Below are 18447 nucleotides of genomic sequence, written 5' to 3' on the forward strand. Positions count from 1 at the left end.
ACCGTGTCGATGTGCGGCTCCGCCGCGTGGGGGGGCTTCGCCCCTGGACTCCGGGGGCCTGGGGCGGCGCACCAGACACGGCGGAGCCGCAGATCGGCAGGGTGGGAGGAGCCGTTTCGCACTGCGGCTCCGCCGCGTGGCAGGGGCTCCGCCCCAGACCCCGGGGTCTGGGGCGGAGCCCCAGTTGAGGGAAGGGGCGGGGAGGGGAATGATCCATCGGCCACCCCCTAGGGTGTAGGGCAGACACAGCGGACAGGAAGGAAGGCCCGGTATGGCGGAGCCCGCCCGGACACGGCGACGCCGGGCCACGGCCGGCTCGCGGGTCGTGATGGCGGACGTCGCCCGGCTCGCCGGCGTCTCCGGCCAGACCGTCTCGCGGGTGCTCAACGACCACCCCAGCGTGCGGCAGGAGACCCGCGAGCGGGTGCGGGCCGCGATGGCGGAGCTGGACTACCGCCCGACCGCCAGCGCCCGCACGCTGGCCAGCGGGCGCAGCCGGATGCTCGGCGTGATCTCCTTCGACGCGACCCGCTTCGGCCCGGCCGCCATCCTGGCGGGCATCAACGAGGCGGCCCAGTCGGCCGGCTACCTGGTCAGCACGATCGCGCTGACCGCCGCCGACCGGACGTCCGTGGCGGGCGCGCTGGACCGGCTGCTCGGCGAGGGCGCCGACGGCGTGATCGCCATCGCGCCGCAGCGCTCGGTGAGCCAGGCCCTGGTCGAGTCGGGCCATGACATTCCGCTGGTCACTCTGGACAAGAGCTTCGGGGAGCGGGTCCCGGTGGTCGCCGGGGACTCGGCGTCCGGGGCCCGTCAGGCCACCGAACACCTGCTGCGCCTCGGCCACCGCACCGTCTGGCATATCGCGGGCCCGGTCGGCTGGATCGCGGCGGAGGCCCGCCTCGACGGATGGCGGGCGGCCCTGAAGGACGCGGGGGCCGTCGCGCCCGAGCCGCTGTTCGGCGACTGGAGCGCGGACTCCGGCTATGAGCTGGGCCGCCGGGTGGCCGGGCGCCCGGAGGTCACCGCCGTGTTCGTGTCCAACGACCAGATGGCGGTGGGCGTGCTGCGCGCCCTGCACGAGGCCGGGCGCCGGGTGCCGGAGGACGTCAGCGTGGTCGGCTACGACGACATCCCCGAGGCCGCGCATCTGCTGCCGCCGCTGACCACCGTCCGTACGGACTTCGCCGAGGTCGGCCGCCGCTGCCTGGCCCTGATGCTGGACCAGCTCCATCACGCGCCCGAGCCCGGGGTCCGGGTGGACATCCCCACCGAGTTGGTCGTCCGCCACAGCACCGGCCCCGCGCCGGCCCCCGCCCCCGCCGCCGCCGAGAAAGTGACCTGACCGTCGGCCCCGGGCCCCGTATGCTCCGGAACATGGTGAGGTTGGAACGGCTCCGGGCGGATCACGCCCCCGCCCTGCTCGCTTTCGAGCGGGAGAACAGGGAGTACTTCACGCGGTCCATCTCGGACCGTGGCGACGCGTATTTCGCGGAGTTCGCCTCCTACCACCGTCTTCGGCTCGCCGAGCAGGACGCCGGTGTGTGCCACTTCCATGTGGTCCTGGACGAGGCGGGAGAGCTGGTCGGCCGGGTGAATCTGGTGGACGTCGAGGAGGGCGTCGCCGAGCTCGGCTATCGCGTGGCCGAGCGGGCCGCGGGACGCGGGGTCGCGACGGCCGCGGTGGCGGAGGTCTGCCGACTGGCCGTCGAGTCGTACGGGCTCACGGCCCTCAGGGCGATCACCACCCGCGACAACCTCGCCTCCACGGCCGTGCTCCGCCGCAGCGGGTTCACGGGCGTGGAGGACATCGAGATCAACGGGCGCCCTGGGGTCGGCTATCGGCTCCGGCTCACCGCCCCGCGCTGACCACGTCGGAACATCAGGCTCCCACGTACTCCCGCAGATGGCGGGCGGTCAGCGTGTCCGCGCCGGCCACCAGGTCGGCGGGGGTGCCGGTGAACACCACCTGCCCACCGTCGTGGCCGCCGCCCGGGCCGAGGTCGACGAGCCAGTCGGCGTGGGCCATCACGGCCTGGTGGTGTTCGATGACCACGACCGTGTTGCCGTCGTCGACGAGGCGGTCCAGCAGGGCCAGCAGCTTGTCGACGTCCGCCAGGTGCAGCCCGGTGGTCGGCTCGTCGAGGATGTACGTCGAGGACTTCTCGGCCATGTGGATGGCCAGCTTGATCCGCTGGCGCTCGCCGCCGGAGAGGGTGTTCAGGGGCTGGCCGAGCCGCAGATAGCTCAGCCCGACGTCCACCAGCCGCCCGAGGACGGCGTGTGCCTGCCCCGAGGGGAAGAACTCGTGTGCCTCCGCCACCGACATGGCCAGCACCTCGCTGATGTTCCTGCCGCGCAGCGTGTAGGTGAGCACCTCGGGCGTGAACCGCTTGCCCTCGCACTCCTCGCACACCGAGGCCACCCCGGCCATCATCGCCAGGTCGGTGTAGATCAGCCCGATGCCGTTGCAGTTGGGGCAGGCGCCCTCCGAGTTGGCGCTGAACAGCGCGGCCTTGACGCCGTTGGCCTTGGCGAAGGCGGTGCGGATCGGGCCCAGCAGCCCGGTGTACGTGGCCGGGTTGGAGCGGCGCGATCCGCGGATGGGCGACTGGTCGGCCACCACCACCCCGTCCCGCCCGGCCAGATAGCCGTGGATCAGTGAGCTCTTGCCCGAGCCGGCCACGCCGGTGACCACGGTCAGCACGCCGGTCGGGATGTCCACGTCGACGCTCTTCAGGTTGTGCCGGTCCGCGCCCTCGATGGACAGCCGCCCGCGCGGTGTGCGCACCGTCTCGCGCAGCCGCGCCCGGTGTTCCAGGTGGCGTCCGGTGAGGGTGTCGGAGGCGCGCAGCCCGGCCAGGTCCCCGCTGAAGCAGATCTCGCCGCCGCCCGCGCCCGCCCCGGGGCCGAGGTCCACGACATGGTCGGCGATCGCGATCACCTCGGGCTTGTGCTCGACGACCAGCACCGTGTTGCCCTTGTCGCGCAGCCGCAGCAGCAGGTCGTTCATCCGCTGGATGTCGTGGGGGTGCAGGCCGATGGTCGGCTCGTCGAAGACATAGGTCACATCGGTCAGGCTGGAGCCGAGGTGGCGCACCATCTTGACCCGCTGCGCCTCGCCGCCGGAGAGGGTGGCGGAGGAGCGGTCGAGGCTCAGATAGCCGAGCCCGATCTCGACCAGCGACTCCAGCAGATTCCGCAGATTGCCCAGCAGCGGGGCCACCGAGGCGTCTTCGATGGACCGTATGAACTCGGCGAGGTCGCTGATCTGCATGGCCGAGCACTGGGCGATGTTGACCCCGTCGATGGTCGAGGACAGCGCGGCGGCGCTCAGCCTGGTGCCGCCGCAGTCCGAGCAGTCGGCGAAGACGACGGCCCGGTCCACGAAGGCGCGGATGTGGGCCTGCATCGACTCGCGGTCCTTGGAGAGATAGAGCCGCTGGATCTTGGGGACGAGGCCCTCGTAGGTGACGTTGATGGAGCCGACTTTGATCTTGGTGGACTCCTTGTGGAGGAAGTCCGCCCACTCCTCCTCGGTGAAGTCCTTGAGCTTCTTGTCCGGGTCGTGGAAGCCGGACTGGGCCATGACCTGCCAGTACCAGGAGTTCACGCCGAAGCTCGGGACGGTGATGGCCCCTTCGTTCAGCGAGAGTTCGCGGTCCACCAGCTGGTCGATGTCGATCTTCGACGCCTGGCCGAGCCCCTCGCAGGTGGGGCACATGCCGTCGGGGGTGTTGAAGCTGAAGGCGGAGGACGTTCCGATGTGCGGGGCGCCGAGCCTGCTGAAGACGATCCGCAGCATGGTGTACGCGTCGGTGGCGGTGCCCACGGTGGAGCGCGAGTTGGCCCCGATCCGCTCCTGGTCGACGACGATGGCGGCGCTCAGATTGTGCAGCCCGTCCACGTCGGGGCGGTTCAGGTTCGGCATGAACGACTGGATGAAGGCCGCGTACGTCTCGTTGATGAGGCGCTGTGACTCGGCGGCGATGGTGCCGAAGACCAGCGAGGACTTCCCGGACCCCGACACTCCGGTGAAGACCGTGAGCCTGCGCTTGGGGATGTCCAGGGAGACATCCTTGAGGTTGTTCGCTCGGGCTCCGCGGACCTGGATCATATGGTGGCTGTCGGCCGGGCGGGGTCCGGACGTGGTGTTCACGGCTTCTCCTCCTGGAACAGGATCTTCGTACGCTGTACTCTGTACGGCGTACAGAGTACAGCGGGGGAGCATGGCCGGGAGAGGAACGGTAAACATGGCCAAGGAACGCAGCGGCGCGGGCGACCCGGCCCGCACCCTGGCACTGCTGTGGCGCGAGCCCGCGACCGCGGACGCGCCACCCCGCCGCGGCCCCAAGCAGGTGCTCAGCGTCGACGCGGTCGTCCGGGCCGCCATCGAGCTCGCCGACTCCGGCGGCCTGGAGGCCCTGACCATGCGCGCTGTGGCCCAGCGCCTCGGCGTCACACCGATGACCCTCTATACGTATGTCCCGGGCAAGGCCGAGCTGCTGGACCTCATGCTGGACTCCGCCTACCTGGAGATGGAGCGCGCCGAGCGCCCGGCCGACCCCTGGCGCGCCAGGGTCGGGGCCGTCGCACGGGAGAACCTGGGGCTGTGCCGCCGCCATCCCTGGGTGGCGTCCCTGCCCACCGTCCGCCCGCCGCTCGGCCCCGGGGTGATGGCCAAGTACGAGCACGAGCTGGCCGCGTTCGAGGGCCTGGGCCTGACCGACATCGAGATGGACGCGGCGCTGACCTTTCTGCTCCAGTTCGTCCACTCCGCGGTCCGCGCCGAGTTGGACGCCCAGGCGGCCCACCGGGACAGCGCGATGTCCGACGCACAGTGGTGGGAGGCCAACGCACCCCTCCTGGCCAGGGTCTTCAACGCCGAGCGCTATCCCCTCGCGGCCCGGGTCGGCAACGCCGCGGGCGAGGCCCACGAGGCCGCGTACAGCCCCGAACACAGCTTCCGCTTCGGCTTGGAGCGGACTCTGGACGGCCTCGCCACACTCATCGAGTCACGCGGCGGCGGCGCTTGAGGCGGATCCGCCGGACGTAGCATGGCCGCGATGCACACCATCGAGTTCCGTCTGCCGCGACCCCACCGCTTCCATGTCATCGACATCGTCGTGGACGGCACCGGCCTGCTCGACCTCGTACGCGAGGCGGAGCTTCCGTACGCGGTCGAGGAGCAGCGCGAAAGCGCGGCGGACTTCGCCCCCGACCCCGTCCCGCTGCTGGCCGGCGCCTATGCGCTGCCCCGGGCCGACGGCCGCGCCTGGCCCAGCCGCCATCTGCTGGGCGAGCCCGTCGACGGGGCCACCGACGTGTGGCGGGACGACGAGACGCTGCTGCTGACCTGCCCGTGCGGCGTGGACGAGTGCTGGGCGCTGGTGGCCCGGGTCGAGGTGGACGACGCGGTCGTGCGGTGGTCGGACTTCCGCAATGTCCGCCGCGACGACTGGGACCTCACGGGCCTCGGCCCGTTCGTCTTCGCCCGGCGGCAGTACGAGGCGTCCCTGCGCGCCACCGCGCGGGCGGCGCGGGCGGAGCGGACGGCGCGCCGTCTCAGCGCAGCAGCAGCTGGGCGCCGCCCACCACGGTGGCCGCGATCACCAGCCGCTCGAAGAGCAGCTGGTTGATCCGGTCCGCGATCGCCTTTCCGAGGAACGCCCCGGGTATGACGCACAGGGCCAGGCCCGCGTCCAGCAGCAGCGAGCGTCCGTCGATCAGGCCGAGGCCGACGCTGAAGGGCACCTTGGCGACGTTGACGATCAGGAAGAACCACGCCGAGGTCCCCAGGAAACCGAGCTTCCGGAAGCCCGCCGAGAGCAGATACATCGACATGACGGGGCCGCCCGCGTTGGCCACCATCGTGGTGAAGCCGCCGAGCACCCCGTACGACCCGGCCTTGAGCCGCGCGCCGCTCCGCCCCTGGGCCTGACCTTCTTCTGTCGCCTCTTTCTTCTCCCCGGCCGCCTTCTCCCCCGCCGCCCGGCTCGCCGCACGCCGGCGCCAGAGCGTGACCGTGGCCATGACGAGCAGAATCACCCCGATCGAGACGCGCACCGCGGCGTCGTCGGCCCACAGCATGAACACCGTGCCCGCCACCACCCCGACGGCCACCGCGGGAAACAGCCGCACCAGCGTGGCCCAGTCGGCGTGGCGCCGATACGTGTACACGGCGAACAGGTCGCCGATGATGAGCAGGGGAAGCAGAATCCCGGTCGACTCACGCGCCGGCAGTACGGCCGCGAAGATCGCGAGACTGACGGTGTTGGCGCCGCTGACGGAGGTTTTCGAGAGGCCGACCAGCGTCGCCGCCCCGGCGAGCGCGACGAATTCCCAGAGAGTAATGGTGTCCATGCCAGGGGCTTATGCTAAGCCCCCGCTGTTCAGCGCCTTCAGGCACCCGTCCCGACGCGGCCGCCGGAGGGCGTCCGTACGGCGGAGGCGAGGAGCGCCAGCTTGTCGGCGCTGTCGGTGCCGGGGTCCGGGTGGAAGACGATGAGGCTCTGGCCCGCCGTACCGCCGATGCCCAGCCGCTCCCGGTTCAGCCGCAGGAGACCGACCTGGGGGTGGTCGATGCGCTTGGTCTCGCCTTCGCACACCACCACGTCGTGGCGGGCCCACAGCCGGCTGAAGCGGGGGCTGGCGAGGGAGAGCTCACCGACGAGCTCGATGAAGCGGGGGTCGTCCGTGTCGGTCCCGACGGACTCGCGGAGCCCGGCGACCATGCCCACGACGGCGTTCTCCCAGTCCGGGTAGAGGGCCCGCTCGGCCGGGTCGAGAAACGCGTCCCGCAGGCGGTTGCCTCCCACCGTGAGGCGCGGTGACACGGCGGCCGCCAGGGCGTTGGCGGCGAGCACGTCGAAGTAGCGGCCCTCGACGAACGCGGGCAGCGGGAGCGTGGCCACGAGCTTGGCGACGCCCGGAGGGACGGTCTCCTTCCGGCGCGGGCGCCGGTGCCGCCGGGGTTTGTCGGCGCCAAGGCGCAGCAGGTACGCCGTCCCGTCGTCGTCGAGCTGAAGTGCGCTCGCGAGGGACTCCAGGACCTGCGCGGACGGGTTGCGGTCGCGGCCCTGTTCCAGGCGCAGGTAGTAGTCGGCGCTGATGCCGGCGAGCATCGCGACCTCCTCCCGGCGCAGGCCCGGCACGCGCCGTACCCCCACCACCTGGATACCGACCTGTTCAGGAGTGACGAGCTCACGGCGGGCGCGTACGTAATCGCCCAACAGGTTCGGTTCGTCGGTCATCTCGCCACCGTAATGCGCAACAGTGCGCCTGTGCCTGGTCCCGTCACCCCCAGGATCGCGGGGGTCCTGGCTCGGCCGGAGCCCGGGCGGCAGCGTGGTCGGGCGACAAGCCCCACAAGCGACAGCGAGGAGCGAAACCATGTCCACGTATCTGCTGGTGCACGGCGCCTGGCACAGCGGACAGTGCTGGGAGCGGGTGGTCCCGCTGCTGGCGTCGGCCGGACACCGGGTGGCCGCGCCGACGCTGACCGGCTACGGCGACAAAGCGCATCTGCTGAGCCCCGAGGTAGGGCTCGACACGCACGTCGAGGACGTCGTCACCCTGATCACCGAGGAAGACCTCACCGAGGTGATACTCGTGGGCCACAGCTACGCCGGGCTGGTCATCTCGTCCGCGGCCAACCGGATCCCGGACCGCATCGCGCATCTGGTCTACCTCGACGCGATGGTCCCGGAGGACGGCGAGACCGCGGTCGATGTCCTCCCCGTCGCCCAGGCCCAGATCGACCGCGCCCTGAAGTCCGACAGCGGCTGGCGAATCCCGCCGCTCCCCGAGCTGCCGCCGCCCATGGGACTGTTCGGGGTCACCGACCCGGCGGACGTCGCATGGCTGCGCACCATGCTGTCGGATCAGCCGGTGCGCTGCCTCCAGCAGCCGGTCCGGCTGGACAACCCGGCCGCGAACACGATCCCTCGCACGCACATCCACTGCGTTGTCGGCGAGCCGGAAGGCTTCACCCGGCGGCCCGTCCCCGCGATACAGCCCAACGGCACCCCGGCGCGGGTGTGGGAGCTGGCGACCGGCCACGACTGCATGATCACCACGCCGGCCGACCTCGCCGAACTGCTGCTCCGGCTCGGCTGACCCGCGCCACCGCCGGACGCACCCCGAGGCGGGTCAGGCGCCCAGCGCGCCGACGTCGATGCGCGCGAGGCGCTCGGGGTCGGTGAGGATGTCGAGGGCCGTGATCCTGCCGCCCCGGATCGTGAACGCCATGACCGACACCACGCGGCCCTCCGCGATCGCGACCACCCCGGGCGAGCCGTTGACCAGCACCGCGTGCCCGGCCTCCGCGAACCGCGCGAAGGTGATCGCCTGCGAGGCCACATCCGCCGCGCCGCGCCGCAGCAGGCTGGGCCGCAGCGTGCCGCCGTCGGAGCGCGCCACGACGTCGGGGTCGAGGACGGCGAGGAGCGCGTCGAAGTCACCGCCGCGCGAGGCGGTGAGAAAGGCGTCCACGACCTCGCGCCTGCGGGCGAGATCGGTGTCGGCCGCGGGCGCGGCCCCCTCCACCCGGCGGCGGGCGCGGCTGGCGAGCTGCCGGGTGGAGGCCGGGGTGCGGCCCAGGATGGGGGCGATCTCGTCGAAGGGCACGGAGAACAGATCGTGCAGGACGAACGCGAGCCGCTCGGCGGGCGCGAGGGTCTGTAGAACGATCATGAGGGCGATGCCCACCGAGTCGGCGACCAGCATCTCCTGCTCGGGGTCCACGCCGCCCGGGCCGCTGACGACCGGGTCGGGCAGCCGGATCACCCCGTCCTGGTCCTCCAGCGGCTCCTCACGGCGCGAACCGCGGGAGCGCAGCATGTCCAGGCACACCCGGCCCGCCACGGTGGTCAGCCAGCCGCCCAGGTTCCGCACCTCGGACACATCGGAGCGGCTCAGCTTCAGCCAGGTCTCCTGGACGGCGTCGTCCGCCTCGTTGAGCGAGCCCAGCATGCGGTAAGCGACCGCGCGCAGATGGGAGCGGTGCTCCTCGAATCGCTGGGCCAGAAGTTCCTTCTCGCTCACCCGTCACATCCTCGCGGTCCGGTCCGTCGGTGCAGTCCCGCGATGAGCAGCCCGACGAGTCGACGTGCGTCGTAGCGGGGATCGTGTTCGGCGCCGATGCAGAGGTTTCCGACGCCGCGCATGAGCTGGTAGGCCTCCACGTCCGAGCCGATCTCACCGGCGGCGGCCGCGGCGTCGAGCAACTCGGCGCACACGGGCAGGAGGCGGTCGAGGAAGTAGGAGTGCAGTGTCTCGAAGCCGGTGTTGTCGGACTGGAGCACGGCCGCGAGCCCGTGCTTGGTGACCAGGAAATCGACGAAGAGGTCGATCCAGCGCGCCAGCGCGGCGTGCGGCGTCTCGCTGGTGGCCAGCAGGGCCGGACCGGCCTCGGCGCAGGCCTCGACCTGGTGCCGGTAGACGGCGACGATGAGATCCGCCCGGGTCGGGAAGTGGCGGTAGATGGTGCCCATCCCGACTCCGGCCTTGGCCGCGATGTCGCGCACCGGCGCTTCCACGCCTGACGCGACAAAGACCGCGGCGGCCGCGTCGAGCAGCGTCTCCTCGTTGCGCCGGGCGTCCGCCCGCTTGGACCGGGCCGCGCGCCCCGCGCTATCGCCGCTGTAGCCCATCGGGCCGCTCCCTCCTATACCCTTCCTTACCGGAACATAGTTCCGTTTGCTCATGATGCCAGAGCAGGGGCCCGACAGCCACTCCGCGCCGCCACCGCCCGGCCGCAGGACAGGCGCACAGCGGACCCGCGCACTCGGCGGCATGGTTCAATACCGGGCGTGAACGCCCCATCCGTCCTGGCAGATTCGAGTAGCGCATGGCGGAGCCACTAGGCCCCTCGGACCCCCAGCGCGTCGGCTCCTATCGGCTGGACGGCCGGCTGGGCGCGGGCGGCATGGGGCAGGTCTTCCTCGGTACGTCGCCGGCCGGCCGGAACGTCGCGGTGAAGCTGATCCGGCCGGAGCTGGCGGCCACCCCGCGGTTCCGGGAACGGTTCGCCCGCGAGGTGGAGGCCGCGCGGCTCGTGGGCGGCTTTCACACCGCACAGGTCGTCGACGCCGACCCCGGGGCCGAATCCCCCTGGCTGGTCACCGAGTTCATTCCGGGCCCCACGCTTCAGCAGGTCGTCACCGAGAACGGCCCGCTCGCCCCCGACGCCGTGCTGCGCCTCGGCGCGGGACTCGCCGAGGGCCTGGCCGCCATCCACAACTGCGGCCTGATCCACCGGGACTTGAAGCCCGGCAACGTCATCCTCGCCGACGACGGCCCGCGCATCATCGACTTCGGCATCGCCCACACCTCCGAGGCCGGACCGCTGACCCGCAAGGGCGCCATCATCGGGACCTACGCCTATATGTCGCCCGAGCAGGTGCGTTCCACCCCGGTCTCGCCCGCCAGCGATGTGTTCTCCCTCGGCTCCGTCCTGGTCTTCGCGGCCACCGGCCGCAGCCCGTTCGACGCGTCGACCGTCCCGGGGATCATCCACCGCGTCACCAGCGAACCGCCCCGGCTGGACGGTCTCGTCGCGGGCGGCAGCCTGCATTCCCTGGTCAGCGTCTGTCTGGCCAAGGACCCCGCCGGGCGCCCGTCCGCCGCCGACATCCTGCACCGGCTCTCGGTCACCGGACCGGCCGCGCCTCCCGCCGCCGCCACTGCCGCCACCGCGCCACGTACGCGGCGCACCCTGTTGTTCGGCGGGGTCGCGGCCGCCGCCACGGCCGCGGTCGCCGTCCCCGCGTTCCTGCTCTGGCCTGACTCCGGGGCGAAGACCGAGCCGAAGGGCGGCCGCGGCGCGACCCCCGCCTCCGCCAAGGGCACCACCAAGGACACCGCCAAGGACCCCACCAAGCCGGTGGCGCGGCTGGCCGGCCACACCGGCCAGGTCGAATGCCTCGCCTTCAGCCCGGACGGCCGGACCCTGGCCAGCGGCGGCATGGACAACACGGTGCGGCTGTGGGACATCACCTCCGGCCGCACCATCACCACGTACCAGGGCCACACCTCGACCGTCCTGACCCTGGTCTACAGCCCGGACGGCCAGACGCTGTTCACCGGCGGCCTCGACCAGACCCTGCGCCGCTGGGACGTGCGCACCGGCGCGCCGATGGGTGTCCTCGCCTCGTACACCGGCCAGTTCGACGGTGTCACCAGCCTGGCGATCAGCCCGGACGGCACGACCCTCGCCGTCGGCCGCGACAACCACCGGCTGCAACTCGTGAAGACATCCACCGGCCGCCCCACCGCCACCCTCGACGGGCACACCGGCAGCGTTCAGGGGCTCGCGTTCAGCCCGGACGGCAAGACCGTGGCCAGCGTGGCCGCCGACACCGGCAAAGGCCCCGTACGGCTCTGGTCCGCCGACACCGGCCGTCTCGTCAGGACCTTCGCCGCCGACCGGAAGAAGAACTACTCCTGGGTGACGTTCAGCCCGGACGGGAAGACCCTCGTCGCCGCCGGTCCCGGCATCCGGCTGTGGGACGTGGACACCGGACGCCTCACCACGACGCTCACCGACCGTCACCCGTACATCGTCGCGGCGGCGTACCGTCCGGCAGGGAAAGCGGTGGTCGCGGGCGCAGGCGGCAACATCGAGCCCAAGGCGAGCGACACCATCGGCAAGACCATCAGCCTCTGGGACGTGTCCACGGAGCGTGTCGCCACCACCCTGACCGGCGTCATGCCGAAGTCCGACTACACCACCTCGGTCTCGGCGCTGGCGTTCAGCCCGGACGGCACGACGCTGGCGGCCGGGCTCAACCTGAGCGCCGTGTCGGAGGAGTCCGACACCTCGATCCAGCTGTGGAAGCTCCCGTAGACGGTGTCTCCCACGGACCTCCGCCTGCCCCCTTCGCCCTCTTCACTCCTCAACGGACGGTATCCATGGATGCGTTGAAGCCCGACGACCCGCAGTGGGTCGGTCCCTATCGGCTGGACGGCCGGCTGGGCGCGGGCGGCATGGGGCAGGTCTTCCTCGGTACGTCGCCGGGCGGCCGGAAGGTCGCGGTGAAGGTCATCCGGCCGGAGCTGGCGGCCACCCCGCAGTTCCGGGCACGCTTCGCCCGCGAGGTGGAGGCGGCCCGGCGGGTCGGCGGCTTTCACACGCCGCAGGTCGTCGACGCCGACCCCCAGGCCGCATCCCCCTGGCTGGTCACGGCGTTCGTCCCGGGCCCCACGCTGCACCAGGTGGTCACCGGGCGGGGCCCGCTCGAAGCCGACGCCGTGCTGCGCCTGGGCGCGGGGCTGGCCGAGGGGCTGGCCGCCATCCACACATGCGACCTGGTCCACCGGGACATGAAGCCCGGCAACGTCATCCTCGCCGACGACGGCCCGCGCATCATCGACTTCGGCATCGCCCGCGCCGTGGACGCCAGCTCGCTCACGGAGACCGGCACGGTCATCGGTACCTACGCCTACATGTCGCCGGAACAGATCCGCGCCGACCGGGCCGGGCCGGCCAGCGACGTCTTCGCCCTGGGCTCGGTCCTGGCCTTCGCCGCCACCGGCCACAGCCCGTTCGACGCGCCGGACCTGGTGGAGGTCGTCCAGCGGATCCTGGACCAGCCGCCCGTGCTCGACGGCCTCGACGGCGAGCTCCATGCCCTGCTGACCGCGTGCCTGGCCAAGGACCCCGCCGAGCGCCCGTCCGTCGCCGACCTCCCGGCCCGGTTCGCGGGCCGGCCCACGTCCGGCGGCCGTTCCGGTACGGCGGTCCGGCCGCCCGCCGTACCGGAGCGGCCGCCGCTCCCGGCCACCGAGGAGCAGACGCTGCGCGTGGGCGCCGCCCCGGAGGGAACACGGACCGGCACTCCCCCGGAGCAGACGCTGCTCATGGCCTGCCCGGGGCAGTCACGACCGGCGCCGCCGGCCATCCCGCAGCCGCCCGCGCACGCACCCGACTGGCCGGCCCCGCCCGCGCCCGGCGCGGGCACGGACGGGGTGACCCGACGCGGGCTCCTCATCGCCGGACTGGCGGGCGCGGCCGTGGCCGCAGCCATCGGGGTCCCGCTCTACCTGCGGGAGGGGGGCGACTCCGGCACCTCCGGCGACTCAGGCAACTCCGGCAACTCCACGTCCGGCTCCGGATCCTCGTCGGGTTCCGGCGCGGACGGCGTGGTCCTCGAGGGCCCGTCGGGCGTCCAGGCCCTCACCTTCGGCGCGGACGCCAGGACCCTGCTCGCCTCCGGTGACGACGGCGGCATCTGGCGCTGGGACGTACCCGCCAAGCGCGGTACCAGCACCCGCGTCGGCATCCCCCCGTACCTCCAGCCCGCCCTGTTCACCCCGGACTTCAAGCTCCTGGTGCGGGCGGAGAAGAACAAGGTCATCTCGTGGGATGTGGCCTCCGGCCGCATGGTGAAGACCTTCGACGGCCCCCCGACCGGCAAGGCCCAGGAGGGCTTCGTCCACTCCCTGGCCCTCAGCCCGGACGGCGAGACCCTGGTCGCGGGCCTCTCCGAGGGCCTGTATGTGTGGGACCTGGCCTCCGGCCGGCAACTCGACATCATCGAGGGCCAGTACAGCGGGCCGCTGGCCTTCAGCCCGGACGGCAAGCTCCTGGTCAGCGCGTTCCCCTTGAAGCTGTGGGAGATGCCGTCCCGCCGGGCCCTGGTGACCATCGACGAGCACACGTCCCACCGGATCGCGGTGTTCAGCCCGGACAACCAGCTCCTGGCCATCGCGCAGCTGGACGGGACCATACGGCTGTGGAACGCCGCCACCCGTCAGGACGTCGTCACCCTCAAGGGCCACAAGGACTGGGTCAACGCACTCGCGTTCCACCCGAGCGGCCGCACCCTGGCCAGCGCCGGCCGGGACGAGACCGCCCGGCTGTGGGACACGGCCACGGGGAAGTCGACGGCCACCTTCACCTGCCCCAACTCCCTTGAGGCGGTGGCGTTCAGCCCGGACGGCAAGACCCTGGCGGCGGGCCTCGGCAGCGGCAGCAGCCCCGGCACGAAGGACACCGTCCGCCTCTTCGCGGTCCCCTGAGCCCCTGCTCCGGTCCTATGCGCGGTCCGGCAGCCGGCCGGTGTAGTGCGTATGTCGTCCGGATCGCCGCCGAGGCGAGCCGCCCACTCGGCCGGCGTCTCGGGCAAGGAGGCGTCGGCCGGCACGGCGGCGGCCAGGGCGGGCGGCGGGCCGGCGCTCTCGACGAGTTGCCGCCACTGGTCCGGCCGCATCGCCGGATAACGCAGGCCCGGTATCCGGGCGACCACCTCGAGATCCCGCACAACCGCGGCCCGGGACAGATCCAACCCGTACAGCCGGGGGCAGTCCCTCAGCGGGTCCAGTGAAACGGGCTCGTCCGAGCGCACCGTCACGGCTGCCGGCGTGGGATGTCCCGCCAGCGGCGACAGCTCCGCGTCGCACGGTTTTGGCCCGCACCCGACGGGGCGCCGGCCAGAGCGTCTTCCGGGGTCGCGGCGGCGCCGTCTGGGGTGGGATGGAGTCGGCCCACACTGGAGCGGTCGACGGCCCCGCTGACCGTACAGCGCGGCGACAGCCCTGTGGAACACCGCGCAGAGGCAAGGAGGTCAGTTGACCGGCAGTTCGTTGTTCTCCCGTCGGGAGGCTGTGCCGAGCAATGTACGTGCGACGTCTTCCAGTGATCCGAGCAGCGGGTTGGGGTCGTCAGCGCGCGTGACGAGCACGACCTCGCAGGGATCGATGTCGATGACGGGCACCAGCGCGATGTCCTCGCGCACAGCAGCGCGTCGATCGCCGGCAGGGAAGATCGCGACACAGTGGCCGGTGGCGATGAGTTCCAGCTTGTCCTCGTAGCTGTCGTCGATTGCGGGCGGGGGTGGTGCCGGACGGTCGCCGACCGGCTTGGGCGTGCTCCAGACAACCGGAGTGCTGACGCAGGCCACCAGTTCCTCGTCCGACAGAGCCCGCAGGCTGACGGGTTTCTCGTTCGCCAGATGATGACTCGCCGACGTGACGAGTACCCGCGACTCCTCGTGGAGCTTGGTCACCCGGAAGCCGTCCGTGGGCAAGGGCAGGGGTCTGTATGCGACGAGGGCGTCGACCCGCCCCTCGGCGAGGGCGTGCGTGTCCCGCCAGTCGAGGTGCCGGGTGCGGACCTGGCCGTCGGGGTGCCGACGGCGCAGTTCCTGCACACAGGCGGTGATGACCAGTCCTTCGGCGTAGCCGACGGTGATGGTACGGGGCTGGACGGCGGCTCTGGCCGTGTGAGCGGCTTGCTCGGCCTCTTGGAGCAGCATCCGGGCCCTGGGAAGGAAGGCCTGACCGGCGTCGGTGAGGCTGCTGCCCTGCGGCGAGCGGTCGAAGAGCCGGACACCGAGCTGAGCTTCCAGTCGCTGGATCTGGCGGCTCAGCGACGGCTGTGCCAGGTGCAGCCTGGCGGCGGCCCGGCCGAAGTTGCCGTACTCCGCCACGACCGTGAAATAGCGCACGAGCCGCAGATCAACGTCCATTCGCCCAGGGTACGTCGCGCGCCGCCATACGCCTGGGACATGACGACATACGGAACAGGTCTTGGACATGGTGTGCGGGTGGATATTTGGCTGGAGGGCATGACCACTTATGACGGCAAGAAGATCGTGATCACGGGCGGAAGCAGCGGTATCGGCCTGACTACGGCCCGGTTGTTCGCGGACGGTGGGGCGCACGTACTGATCACCGGCCGCACCAGATCCACCCTGGACGCCGCGTTGGAGCAGTTGGGGAACAAGGCGATCGCCGTCCGTAGCGACGCCGCGTCCCTGAAGGACATCAAGGCGCTGGCCGGCACGGTCCAGGAGCGGTTCGGCGCGGTGGACGCGCTGTTCGTCAACGCCGGCGTCACTGCGTCCGCGCCGTTCGACTCGACGACGGAGGAGATGTACGACGAGCTGTTCGGCATCAACGCCAAGGGCCCGTACTTCACAGTGCAGGCGTTGGCGCCGCTGTTGCGCGAGGGAAGCGGCGTGGTCCTCACCACGTCGGTGGTGAACGTCCTGGGCCTCGACGCGCTCAGTGTCTACTCGGCGAGCAAAGCAGCCCTGCGGTCGATGACGCGCACCCTGGCCCGCGAACTGCTTCCGCGCAAGGTGCGCGTCAATGCCGTGAGCCCCGGCCCGATCGACTCGGGCATCCTGGACCGTTCCTCGCTGCCCGCCGACGTCGTCGAGGCGACGAAGGACACCTACCGGAGCACCATCCCGATGCAGCGGCTGGGGACGCCCGAGGAAGTGGCCGCCGCGGTGGCGTACTTGGCGTTCGATGCGACCTTCTCGACGGGAACGGAGTTCCCTGTCGACGGAGGGGCTTCGCAACTCTAGGTGCTCTGACCGCATAGGTTCGTCGGCCCCGGTGTCGTCCAGCTCGAAAACCCGCTGTAGCTGCTTGGGTGTCCGCATGGCCCCGGGGCGTGTCCTGCCGTTCCCGAGAACATTGACCACGCCGTGGCCGCCGATGCCGTGCCGGTCGGCACGAGCGCTGATCGACGCCCGCTGCCACCCGGGGGGCGCCCCCTTGGCCATGCTGTGTGCCACCCGCTGGAGCAGCTCGGTGATCTGCGGTTCTGCGGGCTCTGCGGGCTGGTCATGCGGCTCCCCCGCGGCTGCTCGGTCTCGGCCCCATTCCAGCAGCAGTGACCGACAACTGAGCCCCGGTGCAACGGGATAGGCTCGGTGGCCCCCGGAAAGGAGACGCGGATACGTGACTCCACCCACGACTAAAGTCGCGGGCTTCCTGGATCGGTGGCTACGCACCGTCGCAGAGGACCAGCCCGGCCCTGTGCAGAACGTTCAGCGCGCCCACCGTGTCGGCGTTCTCAACGAACCCGCACTTGACGCACTCGAACTTCGATTGGGTGGCGCGGTTCTCCTTGGCAACGTGTCCGCAGCCTCCGGCGGCGAGCGGGCACGTGCGGGAGGTGTTGCGGGCGTCCACTGCGATCACTCGGCGACCGGCGCTCTCAGCCTTGTTCGCCAGGATCGCGAGGAACTGTCCCCAACCCGCATCCAGGATGCTCTTGTTCAGCCCGGCCTTGGCGGCGGCGCCGTTCGACAGGAACGCGCTGTCGTTGTCGGGGTCGGGCTTGGGCTGCGGGCTCTTGGTCATGCCCGCCATGTTCAGCTTCTCGTGACCGATCACGTCGTTCTCACGGACGAGCGACAGGGCCGTCTTATGGTGGTGGTCCAGACGCTGACGCCGGATCTTGGCGTGCAGCTTGGCGACTTTCCGGGCTGCGGCGCGGTGCTTCTTCGTCCGACGTCGGGTGCGCTTGTGGAACATCGAAAGGTGCTGCTGGGCGGCAGTCAGCTCGTCGGCCATCGCTTCCAGGAAGCGCGGGTTCGGCTTGTGCGCGCCGCCCGAGTCGGTGAAGAAGTGCACCGTGCCCATGTCGATGCCGACGATGCTGCCGGTAGCGGGGAGCGGTTCGGCAGGAACCTCGTCGCAGGCGAGGACGACGTACCAGCGGCGGCCTTCCCGTTTGATGCTGATCGTCTTGACCCGGCCGCGAACAGACCGGTGCTGGTGCACTCGTACATGCCCGACACCTTGCAGACGCACGTGGGTCTGCCGGTCGTTCGGCGTGGAGTCCCAGCGGCAGCCGTCGCCGTCCTTGGGAAAGGCCACCGTGTCGAAGTGCCCCACGCCCTTGAAGCGCGGGTACCCCGGTGTGAGACCGGCCTTCACCCGCTTGAAGAACGCTTGGAACGCCTTGTCCAGGCGGCGCAAGGTCGCCTGCTGCGAAGAGAACGACCAGCGCCCCTGACGCTCCGGATCGAACGCCCGGATCTCCTTGAGCTGGGCGGACTGGCCCCCATACTTGATCGAGATCTTGGAGTTGTGCCGGTAGGCATCCCGGCGCTCCTGCAACGCACCGTTGTAGAGCGAGCAGTGATCCCGGAGCATCTCGGCAAGAGCCTGCTGCTGGCGCACCGTGGGTCGAAGGAGGAACTTGTACGCCCGTATCACGAGGCGTCCCCCTTTTCCTTCTTCCGGGGGCGTTCCCACTGGGTGTTGATGTACCTCTCCACCGTGGCTGCCGATACGGCACCGACCGAGGCGGCGAAGTACGACGACGACCACAGGGTGGGCATCCGCGACTTCAGGTGCGGGAACTCCGCCCGCAGGACGTGGGAGGTGAAGCTCTTGAACTGGTTCGCCACGTACGAGGCGGACGACTTCGGGTCGTGCTTGACGAAGAGGTCCACGTGGTCGGGCATGACCTCAAGGGCCACGATCTCCCAGCCCTTCTCTTCGGCCTTCTGCCGGATCAGCTCGTCCAGGCGTTCCGCGACCCGTCCGCCGAGGACCGGACGGCGGTACTTCGGGCACCACACCACGTGGAGCCCGAGGTCGTACACGCCACCGGAGAACCGGCGAACCTTCCTGGTCACAGTCACGCGATAATTATACACACGCCGCAGGTCTAATGCGGCAGAGAGGGCAGTACAGGTG

At 71.1% G+C, this 18447-nt stretch carries 16 protein-coding genes; 8 read left to right on the plus strand and 8 right to left on the minus strand.

All coding sequences use genetic code 11. From position 1 onward, the window contains the following. Positions 1–271: 271 nt before the first annotated feature. Positions 272–1345: a LacI family DNA-binding transcriptional regulator gene (locus ACZ4WQ_RS15650; protein WP_311725155.1), complete on the plus strand. Its 1074-nt coding sequence runs from the start codon at positions 272–274 to the stop codon at positions 1343–1345. A gap of 32 nt (positions 1346–1377) precedes the next feature. Then, a complete protein-coding gene (locus ACZ4WQ_RS15655; RefSeq protein ID WP_385351675.1) occupies positions 1378–1869 on the plus strand; it encodes a GNAT family N-acetyltransferase in 492 nt (163 codons plus the stop codon). 13 nt (positions 1870–1882) lie between these two features. Here ACZ4WQ_RS15655 and ACZ4WQ_RS15660 read toward each other — a convergent pair whose 3' ends face one another. Then, a complete protein-coding gene (locus ACZ4WQ_RS15660) occupies positions 1883–4117 on the minus strand; it encodes an ATP-binding cassette domain-containing protein (RefSeq protein WP_385351684.1) in 2235 nt (744 codons plus the stop codon). Positions 4118–4253: 136 nt separating this feature from the next. On the opposite strand from ACZ4WQ_RS15660, the gene ACZ4WQ_RS15665 reads away from it, so the two are divergent. Continuing rightward, positions 4254–5036: a TetR/AcrR family transcriptional regulator gene (locus tag ACZ4WQ_RS15665; protein WP_358849320.1), complete on the plus strand. Its 783-nt coding sequence runs from the start codon at positions 4254–4256 to the stop codon at positions 5034–5036. A gap of 30 nt (positions 5037–5066) precedes the next feature. Further along, positions 5067–5639 carry a hypothetical protein gene (locus ACZ4WQ_RS15670; RefSeq protein WP_358849319.1) on the plus strand — a complete coding sequence of 191 codons (573 nt, stop codon included), beginning with the start codon at positions 5067–5069 and terminating at the stop codon, positions 5637–5639. Here ACZ4WQ_RS15670 and ACZ4WQ_RS15675 read toward each other — a convergent pair. Both ACZ4WQ_RS15675 and ACZ4WQ_RS15680 read right to left on the minus strand, forming a co-directional pair. Further along, positions 5566–6363, minus strand: a complete 798-nt coding sequence (locus ACZ4WQ_RS15675; RefSeq protein WP_398376743.1) for a sulfite exporter TauE/SafE family protein — start codon at positions 6361–6363, stop codon at positions 5566–5568. The genes ACZ4WQ_RS15670 and ACZ4WQ_RS15675 overlap by 74 nt on opposite strands. A 38-nt stretch (positions 6364–6401) precedes the next feature. Further along, positions 6402–7253, minus strand: coding sequence for a helix-turn-helix domain-containing protein (locus ACZ4WQ_RS15680; RefSeq protein WP_398376741.1), 852 nt, complete (start codon positions 7251–7253; stop codon positions 6402–6404). Positions 7254–7392: 139 nt separating this feature from the next. On the opposite strand from ACZ4WQ_RS15680, the gene ACZ4WQ_RS15685 reads away from it, so the two are divergent. Beyond that, complete coding sequence (locus ACZ4WQ_RS15685) at positions 7393–8118, plus strand: alpha/beta hydrolase (protein WP_358849316.1); 726 nt, start codon at positions 7393–7395, stop codon at positions 8116–8118. Positions 8119–8151: 33 nt separating this feature from the next. Here ACZ4WQ_RS15685 and ACZ4WQ_RS15690 read toward each other — a convergent pair whose 3' ends face one another. Next, the gene (locus tag ACZ4WQ_RS15690) at positions 8152–9045 is read right to left on the minus strand and encodes a sigma-70 family RNA polymerase sigma factor (RefSeq protein WP_311725144.1); all 894 of its coding nucleotides are present in this window, start codon (positions 9043–9045) and stop codon (positions 8152–8154) included. After that, on the minus strand, positions 9042–9653 hold the full coding sequence (locus ACZ4WQ_RS15695) for a TetR/AcrR family transcriptional regulator (protein ID WP_311725143.1): 612 nt from the start codon (positions 9651–9653) through the stop codon (positions 9042–9044). The genes ACZ4WQ_RS15690 and ACZ4WQ_RS15695 overlap by 4 nt, the downstream gene beginning before the upstream one ends. A 197-nt stretch (positions 9654–9850) precedes the next feature. Between ACZ4WQ_RS15695 and ACZ4WQ_RS15700 the strand changes: the two genes are divergently transcribed. Both ACZ4WQ_RS15700 and ACZ4WQ_RS15705 read left to right on the plus strand, forming a co-directional pair. Then, a complete protein-coding gene (locus tag ACZ4WQ_RS15700) occupies positions 9851–11848 on the plus strand; it encodes a WD40 repeat domain-containing serine/threonine protein kinase (RefSeq protein ID WP_398376737.1) in 1998 nt (665 codons plus the stop codon). A 65-nt stretch (positions 11849–11913) separates the two neighbouring features. Beyond that, on the plus strand, positions 11914–14022 hold the full coding sequence (locus tag ACZ4WQ_RS15705; protein ID WP_398376735.1) for a WD40 repeat domain-containing serine/threonine protein kinase: 2109 nt from the start codon (positions 11914–11916) through the stop codon (positions 14020–14022). Positions 14023–14567: 545 nt separating this feature from the next. On the opposite strand, the gene ACZ4WQ_RS15710 is transcribed toward ACZ4WQ_RS15705, so the two are convergent. Next, the gene (locus ACZ4WQ_RS15710; protein ID WP_398376733.1) at positions 14568–15470 is read right to left on the minus strand and encodes a LysR family transcriptional regulator; all 903 of its coding nucleotides are present in this window, start codon (positions 15468–15470) and stop codon (positions 14568–14570) included. 99 nt (positions 15471–15569) lie between these two features. On the opposite strand from ACZ4WQ_RS15710, the gene ACZ4WQ_RS15715 reads away from it, so the two are divergent. Next, positions 15570–16316 (plus strand): SDR family oxidoreductase, encoded by a 747-nt coding sequence (locus ACZ4WQ_RS15715; RefSeq protein ID WP_385345102.1) that lies wholly within the window; start codon positions 15570–15572, stop codon positions 16314–16316. Between the two features lie 424 nt (positions 16317–16740). Here the strand turns inward: ACZ4WQ_RS15715 and ACZ4WQ_RS15720 are convergent, their stop codons facing one another. Next, positions 16741–17961, minus strand: a complete 1221-nt coding sequence (locus ACZ4WQ_RS15720) for an RNA-guided endonuclease InsQ/TnpB family protein (RefSeq protein WP_398376731.1) — start codon at positions 17959–17961, stop codon at positions 16741–16743. Further along, positions 17958–18386, minus strand: a complete 429-nt coding sequence (tnpA, locus tag ACZ4WQ_RS15725; RefSeq protein WP_385345248.1) for an IS200/IS605 family transposase — start codon at positions 18384–18386, stop codon at positions 17958–17960. Before tnpA ends, ACZ4WQ_RS15720 begins: the two co-directional genes overlap by 4 nt. Positions 18387–18447: the final 61 nt, after the last annotated feature.

The sequence above is a fragment of the Streptomyces sp. NPDC028305 genome (assembly GCF_055569495.1).

Excerpts from the sequence above, each read along its gene's own strand:
- ACZ4WQ_RS15650 (WP_311725155.1), top strand. The coding sequence starts at position 272 with ATGGCGGAGCCCGCCCGGACACGGCGACGCCGGGCCACGGCCGGCTCG.
- ACZ4WQ_RS15655 (WP_385351675.1), top strand. The coding sequence starts at position 1,378 with ATGGTGAGGTTGGAACGGCTCCGGGCGGATCACGCCCCCGCCCTGCTC.
- ACZ4WQ_RS15660 (WP_385351684.1), bottom strand. The coding sequence starts at position 4,117 with ATGATCCAGGTCCGCGGAGCCCGAGCGAACAACCTCAAGGATGTCTCC.
- ACZ4WQ_RS15665 (WP_358849320.1), top strand. The coding sequence starts at position 4,254 with ATGGCCAAGGAACGCAGCGGCGCGGGCGACCCGGCCCGCACCCTGGCA.
- ACZ4WQ_RS15670 (WP_358849319.1), top strand. The coding sequence starts at position 5,067 with ATGCACACCATCGAGTTCCGTCTGCCGCGACCCCACCGCTTCCATGTC.
- ACZ4WQ_RS15675 (WP_398376743.1), bottom strand. The coding sequence starts at position 6,363 with ATGGACACCATTACTCTCTGGGAATTCGTCGCGCTCGCCGGGGCGGCG.
- ACZ4WQ_RS15680 (WP_398376741.1), bottom strand. The coding sequence starts at position 7,253 with ATGACCGACGAACCGAACCTGTTGGGCGATTACGTACGCGCCCGCCGT.
- ACZ4WQ_RS15685 (WP_358849316.1), top strand. The coding sequence starts at position 7,393 with ATGTCCACGTATCTGCTGGTGCACGGCGCCTGGCACAGCGGACAGTGC.
- ACZ4WQ_RS15695 (WP_311725143.1), bottom strand. The coding sequence starts at position 9,653 with ATGGGCTACAGCGGCGATAGCGCGGGGCGCGCGGCCCGGTCCAAGCGG.
- ACZ4WQ_RS15700 (WP_398376737.1), top strand. The coding sequence starts at position 9,851 with ATGGCGGAGCCACTAGGCCCCTCGGACCCCCAGCGCGTCGGCTCCTAT.
- ACZ4WQ_RS15705 (WP_398376735.1), top strand. The coding sequence starts at position 11,914 with ATGGATGCGTTGAAGCCCGACGACCCGCAGTGGGTCGGTCCCTATCGG.
- ACZ4WQ_RS15710 (WP_398376733.1), bottom strand. The coding sequence starts at position 15,470 with ATGGACGTTGATCTGCGGCTCGTGCGCTATTTCACGGTCGTGGCGGAG.
- ACZ4WQ_RS15715 (WP_385345102.1), top strand. The coding sequence starts at position 15,570 with ATGACCACTTATGACGGCAAGAAGATCGTGATCACGGGCGGAAGCAGC.